The 19730-nt window shown below is 36.4% G+C and carries 20 protein-coding genes; 8 read left to right on the top strand and 12 right to left on the bottom strand.

The window, feature by feature from the left end; translation table 11 throughout:
- Positions 1-461 precede the first annotated feature (461 nt).
- Entirely contained in the window at positions 462-818 is a 357-nt protein-coding gene (locus ACFVQC_RS23535) for a YgzB family protein (protein ID WP_002063699.1), read from the top strand.
- A gap of 86 nt (positions 819-904) precedes the next feature.
- On the opposite strand, the gene perR is transcribed toward ACFVQC_RS23535, so the two are convergent.
- The 6 genes from perR to ACFVQC_RS23505 all read right to left on the bottom strand — a co-directional run bounded on the left by perR (position 905) and on the right by ACFVQC_RS23505 (position 5346).
- Entirely contained in the window at positions 905-1333 is a 429-nt protein-coding gene (gene perR / locus ACFVQC_RS23530) for a peroxide-responsive transcriptional repressor PerR (RefSeq protein WP_000237831.1), read from the bottom strand.
- Positions 1334-1781: 448 nt separating this feature from the next.
- Positions 1782-2237 carry a thioredoxin-dependent thiol peroxidase gene (bcp, locus tag ACFVQC_RS23525; RefSeq protein WP_377891238.1) on the bottom strand — a complete coding sequence of 152 codons (456 nt, stop codon included), beginning with the start codon at positions 2235-2237 and terminating at the stop codon, positions 1782-1784.
- A 44-nt stretch (positions 2238-2281) separates the two neighbouring features.
- Positions 2282-2686: a potassium channel family protein gene (locus tag ACFVQC_RS23520; protein WP_002091112.1), complete on the bottom strand. Its 405-nt coding sequence runs from the start codon at positions 2684-2686 to the stop codon at positions 2282-2284.
- 72 nt (positions 2687-2758) lie between these two features.
- The gene (locus ACFVQC_RS23515; protein WP_377891236.1) at positions 2759-3544 is read right to left on the bottom strand and encodes an ABC transporter permease; all 786 of its coding nucleotides are present in this window, start codon (positions 3542-3544) and stop codon (positions 2759-2761) included.
- Between the two features lie 4 nt (positions 3545-3548).
- Positions 3549-4340 carry an ABC transporter permease gene (locus ACFVQC_RS23510; RefSeq protein ID WP_377891235.1) on the bottom strand — a complete coding sequence of 264 codons (792 nt, stop codon included), beginning with the start codon at positions 4338-4340 and terminating at the stop codon, positions 3549-3551.
- Complete coding sequence (locus ACFVQC_RS23505) at positions 4333-5346, bottom strand: ABC transporter ATP-binding protein (RefSeq protein ID WP_002113870.1); 1014 nt, start codon at positions 5344-5346, stop codon at positions 4333-4335. The genes ACFVQC_RS23510 and ACFVQC_RS23505 overlap by 8 nt, the downstream gene beginning before the upstream one ends.
- Before the next feature lie 127 nt (positions 5347-5473).
- On the opposite strand from ACFVQC_RS23505, the gene hemL reads away from it, so the two are divergent.
- The 3 genes from hemL to ACFVQC_RS23490 all read left to right on the top strand — a co-directional run bounded on the left by hemL (position 5474) and on the right by ACFVQC_RS23490 (position 12769).
- On the top strand, positions 5474-6772 hold the full coding sequence (gene hemL / locus ACFVQC_RS23500) for a glutamate-1-semialdehyde-2,1-aminomutase (protein ID WP_002159373.1): 1299 nt from the start codon (positions 5474-5476) through the stop codon (positions 6770-6772).
- Between the two features lie 202 nt (positions 6773-6974).
- Positions 6975-11411, top strand: a complete 4437-nt coding sequence (locus ACFVQC_RS23495; RefSeq protein ID WP_377899405.1) for a glutamate synthase-related protein — start codon at positions 6975-6977, stop codon at positions 11409-11411.
- Positions 11412-11680: 269 nt separating this feature from the next.
- Entirely contained in the window at positions 11681-12769 is a 1089-nt protein-coding gene (locus ACFVQC_RS23490) for an aromatic acid exporter family protein (protein ID WP_002010342.1), read from the top strand.
- 13 nt (positions 12770-12782) lie between these two features.
- On the opposite strand, the gene ACFVQC_RS23485 is transcribed toward ACFVQC_RS23490, so the two are convergent.
- From ACFVQC_RS23485 to ACFVQC_RS23470, 4 genes are all read right to left on the bottom strand, one after another.
- Positions 12783-14543, bottom strand: a complete 1761-nt coding sequence (locus ACFVQC_RS23485) for an ABC transporter ATP-binding protein (protein WP_377899404.1) — start codon at positions 14541-14543, stop codon at positions 12783-12785.
- Between the two features lie 54 nt (positions 14544-14597).
- Entirely contained in the window at positions 14598-15128 is a 531-nt protein-coding gene (gene ntdP, locus ACFVQC_RS23480; protein ID WP_000506627.1) for a nucleoside tri-diphosphate phosphatase, read from the bottom strand.
- A 319-nt stretch (positions 15129-15447) separates the two neighbouring features.
- Positions 15448-15702, bottom strand: coding sequence for a YgaB family protein (locus ACFVQC_RS23475; protein ID WP_002010338.1), 255 nt, complete (start codon positions 15700-15702; stop codon positions 15448-15450).
- A gap of 186 nt (positions 15703-15888) precedes the next feature.
- Entirely contained in the window at positions 15889-16170 is a 282-nt protein-coding gene (locus ACFVQC_RS23470) for a gamma-type small acid-soluble spore protein (RefSeq protein ID WP_002151730.1), read from the bottom strand.
- Between the two features lie 124 nt (positions 16171-16294).
- Here ACFVQC_RS23470 and ACFVQC_RS23465 point away from each other — a divergent pair, with 124 nt between their 5' ends.
- A complete protein-coding gene (locus ACFVQC_RS23465; protein WP_002159377.1) occupies positions 16295-16471 on the top strand; it encodes a hypothetical protein in 177 nt (58 codons plus the stop codon).
- Between the two features lie 238 nt (positions 16472-16709).
- On the opposite strand, the gene mutY is transcribed toward ACFVQC_RS23465, so the two are convergent.
- On the bottom strand, positions 16710-17807 hold the full coding sequence (mutY, locus tag ACFVQC_RS23460; RefSeq protein ID WP_377891227.1) for an A/G-specific adenine glycosylase: 1098 nt from the start codon (positions 17805-17807) through the stop codon (positions 16710-16712).
- A gap of 149 nt (positions 17808-17956) precedes the next feature.
- Here mutY and ACFVQC_RS23455 point away from each other — a divergent pair, with 149 nt between their 5' ends.
- Positions 17957-18937 carry a metal-dependent hydrolase gene (locus ACFVQC_RS23455; protein WP_002125060.1) on the top strand — a complete coding sequence of 327 codons (981 nt, stop codon included), beginning with the start codon at positions 17957-17959 and terminating at the stop codon, positions 18935-18937.
- 24 nt (positions 18938-18961) lie between these two features.
- On the opposite strand, the gene ACFVQC_RS23450 is transcribed toward ACFVQC_RS23455, so the two are convergent.
- Positions 18962-19228 carry a YfhJ family protein gene (locus tag ACFVQC_RS23450; protein WP_002113846.1) on the bottom strand — a complete coding sequence of 89 codons (267 nt, stop codon included), beginning with the start codon at positions 19226-19228 and terminating at the stop codon, positions 18962-18964.
- Between the two features lie 122 nt (positions 19229-19350).
- On the opposite strand from ACFVQC_RS23450, the gene ACFVQC_RS23445 reads away from it, so the two are divergent.
- Entirely contained in the window at positions 19351-19509 is a 159-nt protein-coding gene (locus ACFVQC_RS23445) for a small, acid-soluble spore protein K (RefSeq protein ID WP_002113845.1), read from the top strand.
- Positions 19510-19552: 43 nt separating this feature from the next.
- Positions 19553-19705, top strand: coding sequence for a YpzG family protein (locus tag ACFVQC_RS23440; protein ID WP_002010325.1), 153 nt, complete (start codon positions 19553-19555; stop codon positions 19703-19705).
- Positions 19706-19730: the final 25 nt, after the last annotated feature.

The raw sequence follows: 19730 nt of genomic DNA, 5'->3' as shown, positions 1-19730 counted from the left end.
ATGTATTAGGCACGCCGCCAGCGTTCATCCTGAGCCAGGATCAAACTCTCCAATAAAGTTAGTTTGTCTAGCATCTAAAAATAAAAATTGACGTTCACGTTGTTTGTTTCGTTCAGTTTTCAAAGAACTACTTAGCCGCTCATTTGCGACTTCCTTATGTTAACATCTTCGTTTTTCGATGTCAACTAAGTTTTTTAAATTTCTTTTTTGCCGTTTACTGCATTTCCGCATCAGCGACGTTTATTAATATATCATGCAGTATATGTAGGGTCAATACTTTTCACAAAAAAATTTCACATCCCGTTAAAAGCTTAAAATCTCGCTTAAAAAATCATTATAGCCTCCATTCATTCTTCATAGATCCCCTTCTATCCATTTCATATTTTATCTCCTTATCCCACTTACAGACGAGAGAAAATTCTAAATTTTATGTTATATTATTATTATAGGAGGTGCTAAGAATGAGCATTAAATATTCGAACAAAATCAATAAAATTCGGACCTTTGCATTAAGTTTAGTATTTATCGGCCTCTTCATTGCATACTTAGGAGTCTTTTTCCGTGACAACATTATTATTATGACAACATTTATGATGGTTGGCTTTTTAGCTGTTATCGCTAGTACTGTCGTTTACTTTTGGATTGGTATGTTATCTACTAAGACTGTACAAATTATTTGTCCAAGCTGCGATAAGCCAACAAAAATGCTTGGTCGTGTCGACGCATGTATGCATTGCAACCAACCTTTAACACTCGATCCGAGTTTAGAAGGAAAAGAATTTAATGAGAAGTACAATAAAAAAAGCTATAAAGGATAACATGTACTTTCACTTTAGTATTTTTTCATCCCCATATAATAAAGAAAGAGGGTGACGATTTCGTCACCCTCTTTCTTTATTATATATTACGCCTTATGACACTCTGGACAAACGCCATAAATTTCTAAGCGATGACTATTAATAACGAAGCCTGTCGTTTTCGCAGCTTCCTCTTCAAGCTGTTCCAAACCTCCATAAGGAAAATCAACAATCTTACCACATTTTTCGCAAATCACATGATAATGTTGACTTGTAACATAATCAAATCTACTTGAAGCATCCCCATAAGTTAATTCCTTTACAAGTCCAACTTCTTTAAACACACGTAAGTTATTATAGACAGTTGCAACACTCATATTTGGAAACTTACCTTCTAATGCTTTATAAATGTCATCCGCTGTTGGGTGCGTCATAGATTCCACAAGGTACTCTAAAATAGCATGACGCTGTGGAGTAATGCGTACACCCGTATTTTTCAGCATTTCTAGCGCTTCTTTTAATTCTTCTTTGACCACCGTCATGCACCCCGATTCTATACGGATTATTATTTTATAATTCTTATAAAGAGTGTACTCTTTTTCTTATAAATCGTCAATATTTCTACTATAAGTATGTGGTTTATTTTTGTATATAGCCTTATTCTTATGTACCTTCCCCCATTTCCTATACATTTACATAGAAAAAAGTGCGACATAATCGCACTTGGAATACTATCATCTGAGGAGGTATGCCCTACACTTTCACTTTATGTATCGCAAGAAAATATGTATAGACGCATGCCTTACATATGTATTTTTTCTCCACATTAATATAGATTATTTTATCCCGCTATTTGCGGGCAGTAAGACTCCCAATTCAAAATTAAGCAAATGCGAAGAAGTTAGGTGGGAGATCAATTGCCCGTAAAAGCCCAATTGGTACGGGCTAATAATCAGTGTGGATAGCCCCCCACTGATTAAAGTTTCACTTTATATAAGAAAGAACGTCTTCAATATGTCCTTTCACTTTCACTTTACGCCATTCTTTTACAAGTTCACCATCTTTATTGATAAGGAATGTAGAACGCTCGATTCCCATGTACTCTTTTCCAAAGTTCTTTTTCAACTTCCAAACATCGTACAATTCTGCTACTTTATGATCTTCATCTACTAAAAGTACAAATGGAAGTTCATGCTTCTCGATGAATTTCATATGTCTGTTCACCGAATCAGGGCTTACACCAAGGATGACCGTGTCCTTCTCTTGGAATAATCCATATGCATCACGAAAATCACATGCTTCAGTTGTACACCCTGGAGTCATATCTTTCGGGTAAAAATATAAAACTACATTTTTACCTCGGAAGTCAGCTAAGCGAATTTGTTCTCCGGTACTTCCCTCTATTGTGAATTCCGGTGCTATTTCTCCTACTGTGATCATTGTTATCACTCCTTTTCTTTTCTATTACTATAACAAATGCTACCTTATTTTTCATTGTCCATTACAGTCCTTACCACAAAGGCAAACGGTAATGTATATCCAATTAGCGCTTCTCCTATTGCAATCCATCTTCCGATTCCAATCGGAGCTATATCACCATATCCAACGGACAATAAAGTAACCGCGCTAAAATATAAACATATTTCAACGAGTTGAAAGGAGTGAGCACTTAACCTATCCCCATCTTCTTTCAAAACTGCAAAACCCATTTCCTCTAGCACAACATAACTTAATCCAAACGCAATCAGTACCGTTGTATAAATTAAAAACAACGTAGCTAAATTGTACAGCGAAAAGAAACGATTGGAATTTGAATATGAACTCCATAATAATTGGACACTTCTCAAAATAGCGATTGCTGCAATTAATAGAATAAATCCCCATAACATGTCCTCCACCTCATTTTATATGTATGAGGACTATAGCTGATTTATCCCTTAGAAACGAACAAGCTTCTATAATTAATTCCCTGCACCACGATATCGCTTAACCCCTTGATTCCAGAGGGTGATTGCAATAGTAAAACAGATAATACCAACAATTGGTGTTGCGAAAGCATAGCTATTCCACTCTGTTTTTCTTAAAAAGTATGCTGCTGGATATACCCCAACAAATGCAAACGGTAAAACGAACGTTAAAACAAAGCGAATAACACGGTTATAAATATCAACAGGATAGCGTCCATAATTCCCTATGTTATACATAAGCGGCATAATGGAACTTTTCGAATCCGACCAAAAGCCAAGACTTGCAAGCGTAACAAATATCCCGCCGTACACAAGTGCCCCTCCCCCTACCATAAGTAGGAATAAGAAGAAATCATACCAGTAAAAAGATAATTGCAGCTCCATTGCTGCATAACCCATCACAATAATCCCCGTAATAGCCCCAATTAAAGATTCAAGTTCCATTCTTTCTAATATAATTTGAAATAAACTATGAATCGGTCTCGTTAATATACGGTCCATTTCTCCTTTAATAATGTAACGATCATTAAAGTCCCATATATTAAAGAAAGCTGAAAAAATGGCAAAAGGTACTAAAAAGAAACCATAAATAAAGATTACTTCTTCTCGGCTCCACCCTTTTAGTGCTTGGGTATGCCCAAACACTACGAGAATGAAGATTAAATTAACAGCTTGTAGTGATAAATCTGAAAGTAATCCGACGATAAAATCGCCACGATACTCCAATTTTGTTTTTATATATTGACTTGCATATTGCAAAAATAATTTTATATATATCATCTCGTCATCCCCCTTGTACGATTAGACGTTTTCTCGCCGTTTTCCACATCAGTACAATTGGAATAATAAGTATAATTGCCCAAATCATTTGAAATACTAAAGCTTCATATAACTTACTTCCTTGTATACCTTCAGAGAAAATCATACTCGGAATATAACTAATTGCTTGAAACGGTAAAAACACCATTGCTTTTTGGGCCCATAACGGATAAAAACTAATCGGTAATAATAAACCAGAAAATAAATCGATAACAACACGTTTCGCATACATAATTCCACTATTATTAAATAAGAAGAATGTAAGCATTCCTGTCATTAAATTTATTTGTGTATTAATGATAAAACTAAATATTAAAGATAAGAAGAAATATAACCACGTTTGAAAATTCGTTGTAATTTGTAATGAAAATAATAACGTAACAATAACCATACCCGGAATTGAAAAGAAAGCAAAACGGAATATCCCTTCTCCAAGCCCTTGCATAACTTTCATACCTAAATAGTTATATGGACGAATTAGCTCTACCGCCACACGTCCTTCTTGAATTTCCATCGCAATTTCTCTATCTATATTATTGAAATAAAAAGCGCGTGCCATCCATGCGATCGCAATATACGTAGTCATTTGCGAAATAGATAAACTTTCAATATTCTCTTTCCCGCTATAAATTGCTTGCCATAAAAAATAATATGCACCAATGTTAATCGTATAAATTAAAATCCCGCTGTAATAATTTGTACGATAAGCAAGCATCATTAAAAAACGAATCCGAATCATTTCAATATACTTACCCATGCATAATACCTTCTTCATAAATGTTACGAATAATTTCCTCTGTAGACACTTCGTTAATTTTCAAATCTTTAATTTGAAAGGCTTGTACTACTTTAGAAATCAACATAGAAATGATAACTTCTTCATTCGGTATTTTTGCAACCCATGCGTTTTCTTCTTTCGCTTTTGACCAAACAACATGACTATCTGGCATAACCATTGATAACTCCTGGTATGAAACTGGGGCAACAAACTGAAAATGTATTTCCTTCTCTACTCCCCACTGCGTACGAAGATTATCTAAAGATCCGTCATACATAATATTTCCTTCATCAAGCATGATGACGCGTTCACATAAAGCTTCAATATCAGTAATATCATGTGTCGTTAATAATATTGTTGTTTTATAACGTTCATTCATCTCTTTTAAGAATTCTCGTATTTTCAATTTCACAAGAACATCTAGTCCAATTGTTGGTTCATCTAAAAATAATAACGGCGGATTATGAATTAACGCCGCTGCTAATTCACAACGCATTCTTTGACCAAGAGATAATTTCCGTACCGGTTTATCTAATAAAGGACCGATATCTAACGTTTCAATAACATGTTCCATATGTTCCTTATACTGAGCATCTGATACACCGTACACTTTCTTCAATAAACGAAATGATTCTTGTACAGCAATATCCCACCAAAGCTGCGAACGCTGCCCAAACACAACACCGATTGTTCTTACAAATTCTTCTCTCTGTTTGTGTGGATTCATTCCGTTCACTGTAATTTGTCCTGATGTCGGAGTCAAAATCCCTGTAAGCATTTTAATCGTCGTTGATTTACCAGCACCATTCTCACCAATATAACCAACCATTTCACCTTGCTTTATAGTAAAAGAAACATCATTTACTGCTGGCACTATTTTATAATTACGATTTAATAAATCGCGAAATGCACCCTTTAAGCCCGGACGACTTGAATAAGCTGTAAACTCTTTACGTAACCCTTGTACCTCAATTACCGATTTCATAATCGGACCCCCTTCCTAAATGTCACAACGAATAGTTTACCCAACTGCTCCTTCTATCACAAACAATACGTCTTTTCGAAAAACATGTTAGAATAATACATAGATTTTTGTAAGGAGATGAATTGTAGTGAATTTCACGAAATCAGAAGCATTACATAAAGAAGCGTTAGAGCATATCGTTGGTGGTGTTAATAGTCCTTCTCGCTCTTTTAAAGCAGTTGGAGGCGGTTCCCCTGTTGCAATGGAACGCGGGAAAGGTGCTTATTTTTGGGATGTAGATGGAAATAAATATATCGACTATTTAGCAGCATATGGTCCTATTATTACTGGACATGCTCATCCGCACGTAACAGAAGCAATTAAAACAGCGGCTGAAAACGGCGTACTATACGGTACTCCAACAGCATTAGAAGTAAAATTCGCAAAAATGTTAAAAGAAGCAATGCCCGCTTTAGATAAAGTCCGCTTCGTAAACTCTGGTACAGAATCCGTTATGACAACCATTCGTGTTGCTCGTGCTTACACTGGCCGCACAAAAATTATGAAATTCGCTGGTTGTTACCACGGTCATTCCGATTTAGTACTTGTAGCAGCTGGCTCTGGTCCTTCTACCCTTGGAATTCCTGATTCAGCTGGCGTGCCACAAAGTATCGCCCAAGAAGTTATTACTGTTCCATTTAATAATGTAGAAACTTTAAAAGAAGCGTTAGATAAATGGGGACATGAAGTAGCAGCTATCCTTGTAGAGCCAATCGTTGGAAACTTCGGTATTGTTGAGCCAAAACCCGGCTTCCTTGAAAAAGTTAATGAACTTGTTCACGAAGCTGGTGCACTAGTAATTTATGATGAAGTTATTACTGCTTTCCGCTTTATGTATGGCGGCGCTCAAGACTTACTTGGCGTAACCCCAGATCTAACAGCACTTGGTAAAGTTATCGGCGGTGGACTTCCAATTGGTGCTTACGGTGGTAAGAAAGAAATTATGGAACAAGTTGCACCGCTCGGCCCTGCATACCAAGCTGGTACAATGGCCGGGAACCCTGCTTCTATGGCATCAGGTATTGCCTGCCTAGAAGTACTTCAACAAGAAGGCGTATACGAGAAATTAGATGCACTTGGCGCAATGCTTGAAAAAGGAATTTTAGAACAAGCTACAAAACATAACATCGATATTACAGTAAACCGTCTAAAGGGTGCATTAACTGTATACTTCACGACAAATACAATTGAAGATTACGATGCAGCCAAAAATACAGATGGTGAAATGTTCGGTAGATTCTTCAAGTTGATGCTTCAAGAAGGTATTAATTTAGCACCTTCTAAATATGAAGCATGGTTCTTAACGACAGAACATACAAAAGAAGATATTGAATATACAATTGAAGCTGTTGGCAGAGCATTTTCTACCCTAGCGAACAATAAATAATCTCTTCATTCAAAAGGAGAAAAGAAAGCCCATCTTTCTTTTTTCCTTTTTTCTATTTCATAAATCCCTCATTAATAGTATAATTATTCATAATTATCTGTTTTATATTCTTTTATATCCTTACTATCCCTGTATACAAGGCAGTTCACGCCTTAAATAGTAAGATTATTCAAAATTCATTTTCCAGAGGGGGGATTGACGGATGCTCAATAAAAAAAAGAAATGGACACCGTCTTTATTTCGGAATTATAAAAATGCAGAACATGATGCGTGTGGAATCGTTTCCGTTATGGAAAAACGAAGAATTCCTACAAAAGAAAACATCGACCTTTGTATACAATCACTAGTCAAAATGAATCACAGAGCTGGTTTCATTAATGGCGAAGGAGATGGTATCGGAATTCATATCGACATGCCAAAAGCACTTTGGAATGAAAAACTGAAAAGTAGCGGATATAATCCAACGATTGTGGATCATCCCCACTTTATCGTTGGACATTTTTTTCTAAACAAAAAAGAAAACATTGCTGAGTTAAAAGATTACATTCGTACGCAACTAAACAATGAAAACTTTACAATTGTTCTCGAAAATGATGATGTAATAAACTCAGATGCACTCGGTCCTCTTGGTAAACAAGAAGAACCTTTATTTTGGCAAATTGCCCTTATCGCCGAAAGTGAAGTTAAAAATATTGAACAAACATTATTTTCTGTAACAATACAAATCGAAGAAAATGAAGCAATTCATGTTGCCTCATTAAGTCATGAACATGTTGTATATAAAGTTCTCGGCGCTGGTGATACACTCGTTGCTTATTACAATGATTTACAACACCCACTTATCGCTTCAACTATGACACTAGGACATAATCGCTATTCTACTAATACGTTATCTAATTTTTTTCGTGTACAACCATTTAGTATTCTCGGGCATAATGGTGAAATTAACACGATTGCAAAATTACGCGATCAAGCTGACATGATTAATGTACCACTTACTGCCGGGGGCAGTGATTCCCAAGATTTAAACCGCACCTTAGAAACCCTTCTCGTTCAGTATAACTACAGTTTATTTGAAGCAATGGATATATTATTTCCACCAATTATTAATGAAATAAAACTTTACGAAACAAAATTACAAAACTTATACACTTATATACGTGAGGCTTGGGGGCATTTCGCACAAGGTCCAGCTGGTATCATTTCACGTTATAAAGATGAAGCTGTTTTCAGTGTCGATTCCCTTGGATTACGTCCAGTTTGGAAAGTAGAGACAGAGAGCTCCTATATTTTCTCTTCTGAACCTGGAGTTGTATCACCAACTGAATATGTAGCAGAGACGAAACCACTCGCTCCTGGCGAAAAGGTTGGATTAAAATGGAATCAACAAGATGAGCTTGTTCTCTATGAATACGATAATTATCAAATTGAAGTATACAACCGTTTTAAGAAACGAATCGATGTTACCAACTATCATGTAAACTTATCTATCCCTGAAACGAAAGAAACTGAGGGATTATGTGATTCTGTTCAAGTTGAAACGAAGCAATACGTCGCTTTCGGCTGGGATCGAGAACATATTCAGCTCCTTGAACAGATGGCGACAAAAGGCGTCGAACCAATTCGTTCACTTGGGCATGACTCACCACTTGCCGCACTTGATACAGATAGACGAAATATTGCTGATTTCATTAAGGAAAGTGTAGCCGTTGTTACAAATCCAGCAATCGATCGTGATCGAGAAGTCGAACACTTCTCCACACGTACTGTACTCGGAGAGCGTCCGGGTTTATTAGATAACTCTAAACAACCATTTGTAATCGAGATGCTCTCACCAATTATTTTAGAAGGAAGTTTAGCTCAATCTATCGCGGCAGACTTACACACGATTACGTACGAACAACTTATACAGCTATTCATCACTCATAGCTCTGTCTCTACAATTCCTGTCACATTTAGTCCATCAGAAACTCTACAAAGCGCATTAAACCGAATTAGTTCCGAAGCCATAGCAGCCGTTAAAGACGGGGCTTCCCTACTAGTATTAGATGACGCTAAATCTCATCAAAATGAACTGTTATGGATTGATCCACATTTAGTTACTGCTAAAGTACATCAAGCATTAACTGAAAATAAATTACGCCGGAAATGCTCTCTCGTTATACGTTCTGGCGCCCTTCGCTCCTTACATGATATCGTCACGCTATACGGATTAGGGGCAGATGGTATTAATCCATATTTATTGTTCGCAACGGTAAATGATGGAACAAAAGCACCGATTACTAATTTGTATACCGCACTTAATAAAGGACTAGAGAAAGTAATTTCAACGATTGGAATTCATGAATTACGCGGTTACGGTCGCCTCTTCTCCTCTATTGGATTACATGAGGAAATCGCAAATATATTACAAATTACAAACTTCTTCGGTTCAAATGATTTAGCTTTTTCACTTGAATCACTTGCTGAAGATGCGAAAATTCGAGCTGATGATTATAACAATCCAAAAGTTAGAATGCGAAAATCATTTCATATATTCCCGCGGATTTGGAAAGCAATTGGTGATGTTGCAAAAGGAAACTCTTATGATGATTACCGCGATAAGTTAAGTGAATTAGAAGAAAATACTCCCATCGCAATTCGGCACCTTATTCAAACAAAACAAACAAAACATGTAATTCCGACCGAAGAAGTGTCCATCGGCATTCAAAATCATGATTTACCATTTATTATTAGTTCTATGTCATTCGGTTCTCAAAATGAAATTGCCTTTCGCGCATATGCAGAAGCTGCCAATCAGTTAAATATGATTAGTTTGAACGGTGAAGGCGGCGAAATTAAAGATATGATTGGTAAATACCCACATACACGCGGACAACAAGTTGCATCTGGCCGATTTGGAGTAAACGCTGAACTACTAAATTCATCAAATTTAATTGAAATAAAAATTGGTCAAGGAGCAAAGCCTGGTGAAGGTGGACATTTGCCTGGTTCAAAAGTGACTGCCAAAATTGCGGAAGCACGTAATGCTACAATTGGCTCAGATTTAATTTCACCTTCTAACAACCATGATATTTATTCAATTGAAGACTTGGCTCAAATGATTACAGAAATTAAAACGGCTAATCATCTTGCAAAAGTAGCTGTAAAAGTTCCTGTCGTTCCTAACATCGGAACAATTGCTGTCGGTATCGCAAAAGCTGGCGCTGACTTTATTAACATTAGTGGATTTGATGGCGGAACAGGTGCTGCACGTATTCACGCATTGCAACATGTAGGTCTTCCTGTAGAAATCGGTGTTAAAGCTGCTCACAATGCGTTACTAGAAGCAAATATGAGACATAAAGTAGAAATTTGGGCAGATGGCGGTATTCGAAGTGTCAATGACGCCTTAAAAATCATGCTCCTTGGAGCAAACCGGATCGGATTTGGCACATTATCAATGATTGCAATTGGCTGTACAACTTGCCGTGGTTGTCATCTCGATACGTGCCACGTCGGAATTGCAACACAAATTGAATCTGAGGCTCAAGCGAAAGAACATGGACTGCGCCGCTTCGTCCCGCGCGAATTAGAAAGCGCAGTTACAGGGCTATTAAGCCTATTCACTACTTTCGGTACAGAATTGAAACGTTTAACAGGGCAGCTCGGTTACACAAACTTACAAGATATTATCGGACGATCGGATTTATTAGAACAAACTCGAGGCAAGGACTTATTAGACTTACGTAATTTAATACAAACGATAGAAGATTCATCGGTGAAAATAACGGCATCTGTACAAGAAAAACAATTGGAAACAACAAATTCTCTCCAGTCAAAAGAATTAGTAAGCGTCGGCGTAGAGCAACGCGTAATGGGCGGTCTAGAATCCTGTTATCGTATTCGTAGCAAATTATATGAAAACACTCATCTTGAACCACTTACATTAAAGTATACAAACGGATCTGTTCCCGGAAACGGATTAGGCGCGTACAATAGCGAGAACTTATTTATACACGTAAATGGTGGCGCGCAAGATGGAATTGGAAAAACTTCATTTGGCGGTGGCATTTATATAACGAAAGCAAAAGGAAAAGATGGAACATATTATAACGGTTCTGTCGGAAAAGGATTTGGATACGGCGCTCAAAAAGGTGCATTATACGTGCAAGGTAACGCTGATGCTCGTGCTGGCATTCGCCTTTCTGGAGCAGATATGATAATTGGAGGCAGAATTACAAAACCACTCCGCGAAAAAGAACAAGGAAATATCGGAGTATATTCTAATATAAAAGGATTTGCTTTTGAATATATGACAAATGGTCGTGCTCTTGTTTTAGGAGATCCTGGTCCATGGATTTGTGCCGGCATGACTGGTGGTGTTGTTTATCTACGTCATGAGCCAAACTTAGGTTTAACAGAACACGCTTTAAAAAGAAGAATTGCTAAAGGTGCAAATGTAACATTGCAGCCAATTAGTAAAAATGGTTTGCAAGATGTGAATGAATTATTATTAAACTACATTCGTGTATTAAATGAGCATGAACAATATGAAGAAGTCGCTTTGTTAACACCATTATTAGATGATATCCAGCTTCACTTCTATGAAATTATCCCGAAAAAAGAACAGGCGGATCCATCTATTTCCACTGAATGATATGTACAATATTTATGTTCACAAAAAAATTGACGAAGCGAGCATCGCATAGTAATCTAGAATAACAATTTGAAACCTGCTGAAATTCAGCAGGTTTTTTTATTAAAGAATAGATGTTTAAAGAGAATTTGGAGAAATTATAAATTGATTGTAATTTATTTATTAAACTTTTTAACGTCACTAAAATATCACTTGCTAACATATTGTAATGAATGTATAGTATCATGTTGTACATTCATTATGACAAGAGAAAGGATATCAATAAGGGTATGAAACTTGGTGCTCGCATTTTAAAAACGGGTATTGCCATTACATTAGCTTTATTTGCTTGTATTTTACTTCAATTACCGAGTCCAGTATTTGCGGGAATCTCAGCTATCTTTGCTGTTCAACCGTCTGTATACCGCTCGTATTTAACTGCTCTTGAGCAAATTCAAGCAAACGTAATTGGTGCGGTATTCGCTATCGTATTTGCTACTGCTTTTGGACATAATCCTTTTATTATTGGATTAACGTGTATATTAGTAATTGCTCTTACTTTACAATTACGCTTAGAAAAAACAATATCAATCGCTTTAGTAACAGTTATCGCCATTATGGAGTATCAAGGCGAAGATTTCTTTAATTTTGCCTTACTTCGATTCGCGACGATTATGATTGGAATTATTGCGGCTTCACTTGTAAATTTAGTATTTATGCCGCCAAAATATGAAACAAAACTTTACCATCGCATCGTTGATAATACAGAGGAAATTGTTAAATGGATTCGTATGAACAGTAGGCAAGCTTCTGATTTTACAACGCTAAAAACCGATATTGATCGCATGAAAGAAAAAATGATTAAACTAAATCATTACTATTTGCTGTATAAAGAAGAAAGAAGCTATACGAAAAAAATACAATTCGCGAAAATTCGTAAGCTCGTTTTATTCAGACAAATGTTAGCGACAACAAGCCGCGCTTTAAGCACGTTAAAGTCATTGCATCGCACTGAAAATGAACTGCGCTATATGCCAGAAGAGTTTCAGGAATCTATTCAAAACGAACTTGATTCATTAACGCATTATCACGAACAAGTGTTATTAAAATTTATTGGTAAAGCAAAGAAACAACAATCTGTTGAAATGCTTGATGAAGTTGAAACAGGTAAACAAGAATTGATTGATATCTTTATGGATTATCAAAATAAGGACGATGAGGAAGCATATAAAATATGGTTACATCTCTTCCCTCTTATTTCTTCAATTATTAACTACAGTGAGGAAGTAGAGCATTTAGATTTACTTGTGGATAGCTTCTACACATACCATAAACCAGAGAGTGAACTCCAAATCGAAGATAAAAAAGAAGACGAATAAAAAACAGCTCCTTTTACGCTAAAGGAGCTGTTTCTGTTATATGCTGAAGTTGATATAGATTGTAATAAAATTCCCTCTTTTTCATTAACTCTTCATGAGAACCCTTTTCTTTTATTTCACCATCTTCAACATAAATAATTGTATCGACATGCGTAATCGTCGCTAATCGGTGTGCAATGATAATTGTTGTCCGATCTGCAGCTAACGTTTGCAGTGCCTCTTGAATATATCGTTCATTCTCTAAATCTAAAGCGGAAGTTGCTTCATCTAATATAAGTAAAGACGGATTCTTTAGAAAAACCCGTGCGATTGCTACACGCTGTCTTTGTCCACCAGATAATTTCACACCACGTTCCCCAACAACAGTATCATAGCCCTCTGGCAACTCTGTAATAAAATTATGAATTTGTGCAGCTTTGGCAGCTGAAATCACTTCCGCCTCTGTAGCTTTCGGATTGCCATATAAAATATTAGCCCCGATTGTATCGCTAAATAATAAATTATCTTGTAGCACAATTCCAATATTACTACGCAAATTTCTCATATCATACTTTCTTACATCTATCCCGTCTATATAAACTGCGCCTTCAGAAACATCATAGAAGCGCGGAATTAAACTAGCAAGAGATGACTTTCCTCCTCCACTTGCCCCTACAAGCGCAACCTTCTCTCCCTGGCGCATAGTTAATGACAGATTATGCAATATTTCTTTTTCATCCGCATTATAACGAAAAGAAACATTATCAAATACAATTTCACCATTTAACTTTTTTGTTTGCACCGCATTTGGCACATTAACAATATCGTATTTTTCATCCAACAATTCAAACACTCGATCCATCGAGGCGAAAGACTGTGTTAATGTTGTAGATGAATTAACAAGGCGACGAAGCGGACTATATAAACTATCCATATATCCAACAAAAGCAACCATAGTACCCAGTGTTAACGATCCTTGAATTACCTCATACGCTGCAAAACCAATAACAAGTAATGGCCCTAAATCCGTTAACGTATTCACTGCCGAAAACGTTCTGGCCGTCCAACTCGTATGAGTTAGTGCTTTCGTTAAAAATTCATTATTTCTCTTTTCAAACTGTCCTCTTTCATACTCTTCTAATGCAAAACTACGTGTCACTTGCATCCCTTGAATACGTTCATGTAAATACCCTTGCATAGTTGCTAACGCTTGTGAGCGCTCTTTCGTCAATTTTCGAAGGCGCCCGAAAAAATATTTCACTGCAACTACATAAATAGGTAAGATTAATAAAGCAACAAAGGTTAATTTTATATTCATAGAAAACATAATGATAATAGCAATAACAATTGTTGCAGTATCTAACCAAACATTCATAAGACCAGTAATTACAAAGTCCTTCGTTTGTTCTACATCATGGATTACACGTGAAATAAGCTCCCCTGTTTTTGTGTTCGAATAATAACGTAAGCTCAATTTTTGCAAGTGCCTAAAAATGTATTTTCGTAAATCGTATAGTATTGTATTGGCAATGCGCTGCGCGAAATATTGACGATAATATTCTATCGGCGGTCTTACTATTGCAAAAATAAAAAAGGCAATCCCAATTGCGGTTATTAATTGAGACGTTTTTTCTTGAAGCGATCCCGTGCCTTGAATAACATCATCAATAATATACTTTAATAACCATGGCATAATAAGCGGGATACCAAACTTCACAAGACCAATAATAATTGTAATAGCAATGAGCCATCGATATGGTTTAACAAATTGTAAATATCTTTTTATACCTTGCACATAATCCCCCCTCTAATAGGACAAACCTGCCGGGAAATCCCCTGCAGGTTTGTTTTAATTTCTGTACATTAAATATCTTTCATACCACATATCTACGAAATCCGGTGCGAATGGACCTTTTCTTTGATGAATCCACTGTGTTAAATGTGCTACATTTCGTTTTAAAATTGTATCAATAACAGGAGGATACTGCATGATTTGACTATGCTTCTCATACTCATCTTCATCTAAAAGTGTATATGTCATATCCGGATATACTTTAATATCTAAATCGTAATCAATATACTTTAATGCCTCAGAGTCATATGCAAAAGGAGAACTTAAATTACAATAATAATATACTCCTTCTTCCCTCAGCATTCCAATCACATTAAACCAATAATTGGCATGAAAGTAACAAATCGCAGGTTCGCGAGTAATCCATGTTCGGCCATCTGATTCCGTAACTACTGTACGATCATTCGCTCCGATCACAAGACTCTGCGTCCCTTTTAAAATCGTTGTCTCTTCCCACATTCTATGAATGGAGCCATTATGTTTATAACTATGTATTTGTACCTTTTCTCCTTCTTTGGGAAATCCCATATATGCTCCCTTCTTTCAGCTGCAAATGCCATTCTTAAGTTGTCTTAACTACCCCTTGAACTGCATTCACTTTTTTTCTATTATAACTTTTTTGTCAAAATTTTAAAACTAAAGCGATAGGATACTTGTTTTCATAAGGAATATAATGAAGTTTGTATTATTGAATACCACATCACCAACCCTTTTAATAAAGGAAAATCCTCTATGAATTAGCAATACGTATTTTAGAAGATTAAACGAAGATATAACAAAAAGAAAAGTCCCCCTCATCTCTGTTTAAGAAAGGACTTTCCCCTAAAATCAACAACATATCTCACCCTTAATTTGAAATTATTTTTTCGGTTTCAAAAGATTGAATCACATTATTCGTTTGCTGTTCAAATTTTTCATGCAAAAGTTTTAATGCTATTTCTGTTCTGTATATTTCTTGACGGATAAAATGCAATTCTTTTTTATCACACGTATCCCTTCCACTCATTTCAATTTGCTGATACTTCTCTAAATGTGATTGTAACTTTAAAAGCTCATCCATCGTTTCCAACTGCTCTCCTACCAACTTATCAAAGTCGTTCATCACTTACCCCCTTTTTGATTCATTCGCCAGTTATAATTCCTATTACATATTTCTAATCGTGAACTTCTTTCTCCTTTGACTACATTTGTTGACTTATTAGAAGTTATGTCGTTCCCTTTATTTTCATTACAGTGACACGCACACAAAGAAAACACTTCTCTCGAACGGAGAAGTGTTTTTCCTTCATTACTGATTTGAGCTAGAAGATTGTGATTGTTTTGCAGCTGATTGTGCATTTTGTTTTTTCACTGCATGCACATCTGTTTCAGTTGCAAACTCTGTACCATAACTAGCATTTGCACTTTGAGCACCAGAAGCTTGTGCTTTCTGTGCCTCTGATTGTGCGTTTGCTTGTTTTACTGCTTGTACATTCGTTTCAGTTGCAAACTCTGTACCATAGCTAGCATTTGTACTTTGAATGCTAGCACCAGAAGTTGCCTTATTATAACCTTGTTGTTTTTTACTCATCTTTCTCACCTCCACAATCAATAATGTAACCAATTCACTTAGAAGTTATCCTTAATTTTCTTTTAAAAATTCACGCATATATCTCTTATCACTCATTCAAACTACATATGATGGAGGTGGGAATATGTATACTGGACGTGATATGACTGAGCTAACTATGATTTCCAAAAATGAATGGAAAGAGGATGAATTAGCTTATTTTCATCATTCATTTCAGCAAATTATGCCTTATCTAAATGTAGAGGGACAAACGATTTATAAAGAAATTGTGAAAGAAATTGAGTCACGGGGCGGATTATAAACGCGTGGATTTTCAACCTCAAAATACAAATTTAGTTTCAATATAAAAAACGTGTTCCAAAGTTCTGGAACACGTTTTTATTATTTATCCCGCTATTCGCCGGGCAGTAAGACCCCCACCTCAAAATGCAGCGAAAGCAAAGAAGTTAGGTAGGGATCAACTGCCCGTAAAAGCCCGATTGGTGAAGGCTAATAATCAGTGGGGGATGAAGAAAACCCCCACTGATTAAAGTTTCACTTTATTGCATTGTAATTTTCTCAACACACTTTTCGTAAATTGTACGATGTGATTTCGAGAAAGGTAACTGTTCGAACGCTTCTTTCGACACAAACTTTAATGTATCCGTTTCGACAATATTACCTGTTACTTTTCCGTAAAATATAAATATATCCCAAGTACGATGTGTAAAAGTATGTTGTACATTCATCGCGTATTCATCAATTGAAACCGAGAGATCAAAGCTCTCCTTCATATAATCCGTAAGCTGTTGTTTCTGATTACGAATACCTTCACCTAGTTCAATATTCGGGAACTCCCACATATTAGCCAGTAATCCCGTACTTGGGCGTTTATTAATTACGTAACGACCATCTTCAGTTTGAAGTACTCCTGCAACGAGCGGTACCATTGTAGGTGCTTTCGCTTTACTTTTCACTGGTAGTTCTTTTTGAACACCTTCAGCATACCCTCTGCAATGTTCACGTACAGGACAAAGTAAACAAGAGGGATTTTTCGGTATACAAATTAATGCCCCTAATTCCATCAAACCTTGGTTAAAATAAGATGGATTTTCTGTCGAAATAATTTCACGCACAATCTCTTCAAAAACTTTTCTCGTCCTCGGTTTTGCAATATCATCCCACACTGATAAAATACGAGATAATACGCGCATAACATTTCCATCAACCGCTGGCTCTGGTATGCCATATGCAATGCTTAAAATGGCACCTTTTGTATATGGTCCCACTCCTTTTAATTTTTCAATTTTCTTTACATCGCTCGGTACTGTCCCGCCGTATACTTCTTTTACCTCTTTTACTGCAGCGTGTAAATTTCGTGCTCTAGAATAATAACCTAAGCCTTCCCATGCTTTTAATACTTCTTCATCATCGGCAGTTGCTAGCGCTTCAAGCGTAGGAAACTTCCCCATAAAATTTGCGTAATATGGTTTTACAGCCTCTACCCTTGTTTGCTGTAACATAATTTCCGAAACCCAAACACGGTATGGATCTTTATTTTTTCGCCACGGTAAATCACGTTGTTCTTTTTCAAACCAACCAATTAAATCATTTTGAAACTGTTCTATGTTAAACTCATTTAATATTTCAAGTGTCAAACTTGATCCCCCTCATTTTTTTGCATATACGTACTATTATAAAGATTTTAGGAAAAAATTTAAGTAAGATGACATAGGAAATAGAAGGCAAAGGACTTGAGGTATCGAATAAAAAGAGTTACATTAATAAAAAACGGAGGTGGATTTCTATGGACACAGCCACTCACCTTGTTATGGGCGTTACTCTAGGCAGTTTGGCAACATTAGATCCGGCTATAGCACAAAGTGATATTGGGCCACAAGCAGTGATGCTTGCAACAATTGCTGGTTCCAATATTCCTGACATCGATACAGTTTTAAAATTGCGTAATAACGCTAAATATATAAGAAATCATCGCGGGATTACTCATTCCATTCCTGCAGTGATTCTTTGGTCACTCCTTATAAGTGGCATCTCTTTCGCCTTCTTTTCAGACGCTCCCTATCTGCATCTACTACTTTGGTCATTTATTGCCGTCTTTCTTCATGTCTTTGTGGATATTTTCAATGCCTATGGTACACAGGCATTAAGGCCCTTCACAAAAAAATGGGTAGCGCTCGGCATAATTAATACGTTTGATACTGTCATTTTCTTTATCCATATACTCGCTATCGCCTGTATGCTTGTCGGAGCACATAAAGGCTATACTGCTTTAGCAGCGTATATATTAATGTTTGTTTACTACATCGGCCGCATTATGATGCATCGAAATATCAAAAGTGTAGTATACAAACGTTTCAAAAATGTAGAGAAAGTAATTATTTCTCCTTCTTACAAATTTTACCATTACCATTTAGCCGTCGTTACAACTGAACATTACTACGTCGCAAGATGGCACCGCGGTAACATCCTTGTATACGATAAATTTAATCGCGTACCGTTCCCGAATACTGCCATTATGCAAGCTGCTGTGCGAGATGAAAATATATCTGCTTTCTTATCTTTCTCACCTGTATATCGCTGGGATATTTTCGATTATGATAACTATTATGAAGTTCGATTTATTGATTTGCGGTATCGAAGTAAAGATTATTATCCATTCGTCGCAATCGTTCAGCTCGATCAAAATTTAAATATTATTAGTTCCTATACAGGATGGATTTTCAGCGAAGAAAAACTTCGAAAAAAACTAGAATTGCTTCCACATTAAAAAAAGCGACTTAAGTCGCTTTTTTTAATGTTTCAAATGATCTTCTTGATTGATTAAATGGCTATACTTCGGATTATTTGTACGCATTTCATGAAGGCGACTTCCATGATTATTAATCCATGTTCGTACCACTTGTTCAGTCATTTCCTCACCTTGGTAACGACCTGATTTAGCATAAGTTGTTCGGAAGTCTTCCCACAGTAATTCAACCCATGCACGAGCTTGTGCGTAAGAAAGGTTGTCATTCTTATCTAATAATTCTTTCGTTAATGTTTCATAAATATCATTCATGTTCTATTCTCCTTTTACCTATTTATTCCCTTAATTTCTAAAGGATAGTTTCTTCTATTTTGCACATTCTATAAGTGATACTTCTTAAAGAGGTATCGACTGATAATGAGGGGGCGTTCTTAATGGGTAGACAAGCCGAATTTTGGTCTGAGTCAAAAAACAACAGCAAAATCGAAGGTCAACCGAAAGCGAAATCACGCTTCGCTTCGAAAAGACCTAACGGCACAATTAACACGCACCCACAAGAACGTATGCGTGCTGCAAATCAGCAGGAAGAGTAGTACAGTAACAAACTAAATTAACTTCCTACACGAGGTGATAAAGATGAGCTACCGTGACCATTTAGATCGTCGTTCTGAATTATTTAACCATACGTGGACTCGTCCAAAACATGCGAAAGCGCAAGTTAATGGACAGACGCAACAAACCCAGTCTCTCATTATACTGGCAAACGAATGTAAAAAACGCCAATTTTAGAATCTCCTATCTCCTTTAACGCCTA

The sequence above is a fragment of the Bacillus sp. NPDC057893 genome, from assembly GCF_042796455.1.
GTDB lineage: Bacteria > Bacillota > Bacilli > Bacillales > Bacillaceae_G > Bacillus_A.
This window is presented reverse-complemented; position numbering and strand designations above follow the sequence as displayed.

What these genes read in the sequence shown, in the direction of transcription:
- ACFVQC_RS23520 (WP_002091112.1), bottom strand. Translation starts at nt 2,686, where the DNA reads ATGTTATGGGGATTTATTCTATTAATTGCAGCAATCGCTATTTTGAGA.
- ACFVQC_RS23515 (WP_377891236.1), bottom strand. Translation starts at nt 3,544, where the DNA reads ATGATATATATAAAATTATTTTTGCAATATGCAAGTCAATATATAAAA.
- ACFVQC_RS23450 (WP_002113846.1), bottom strand. Translation starts at nt 19,228, where the DNA reads ATGAATGATATTTATGAAACATTAACGAAAGAATTATTAGATAAGAAT.
- ACFVQC_RS23455 (WP_002125060.1), top strand. Translation starts at nt 17,957, where the DNA reads ATGGACACAGCCACTCACCTTGTTATGGGCGTTACTCTAGGCAGTTTG.
- ACFVQC_RS23475 (WP_002010338.1), bottom strand. Translation starts at nt 15,702, where the DNA reads ATGAACGACTTTGATAAGTTGGTAGGAGAGCAGTTGGAAACGATGGAT.
- ACFVQC_RS23465 (WP_002159377.1), top strand. Translation starts at nt 16,295, where the DNA reads ATGTATACTGGACGTGATATGACTGAGCTAACTATGATTTCCAAAAAT.
- ACFVQC_RS23535 (WP_002063699.1), top strand. Translation starts at nt 462, where the DNA reads ATGAGCATTAAATATTCGAACAAAATCAATAAAATTCGGACCTTTGCA.
- ntdP (WP_000506627.1), bottom strand. Translation starts at nt 15,128, where the DNA reads ATGGGATTTCCCAAAGAAGGAGAAAAGGTACAAATACATAGTTATAAA.
- ACFVQC_RS23495 (WP_377899405.1), top strand. Translation starts at nt 6,975, where the DNA reads ATGCTCAATAAAAAAAAGAAATGGACACCGTCTTTATTTCGGAATTAT.
- ACFVQC_RS23470 (WP_002151730.1), bottom strand. Translation starts at nt 16,170, where the DNA reads ATGAGTAAAAAACAACAAGGTTATAATAAGGCAACTTCTGGTGCTAGC.
- ACFVQC_RS23445 (WP_002113845.1), top strand. Translation starts at nt 19,351, where the DNA reads ATGGGTAGACAAGCCGAATTTTGGTCTGAGTCAAAAAACAACAGCAAA.
- ACFVQC_RS23510 (WP_377891235.1), bottom strand. Translation starts at nt 4,340, where the DNA reads ATGGGTAAGTATATTGAAATGATTCGGATTCGTTTTTTAATGATGCTT.
- ACFVQC_RS23440 (WP_002010325.1), top strand. Translation starts at nt 19,553, where the DNA reads ATGAGCTACCGTGACCATTTAGATCGTCGTTCTGAATTATTTAACCAT.
- ACFVQC_RS23505 (WP_002113870.1), bottom strand. Translation starts at nt 5,346, where the DNA reads ATGAAATCGGTAATTGAGGTACAAGGGTTACGTAAAGAGTTTACAGCT.
- bcp (WP_377891238.1), bottom strand. Translation starts at nt 2,237, where the DNA reads ATGATCACAGTAGGAGAAATAGCACCGGAATTCACAATAGAGGGAAGT.
- ACFVQC_RS23490 (WP_002010342.1), top strand. Translation starts at nt 11,681, where the DNA reads ATGAAACTTGGTGCTCGCATTTTAAAAACGGGTATTGCCATTACATTA.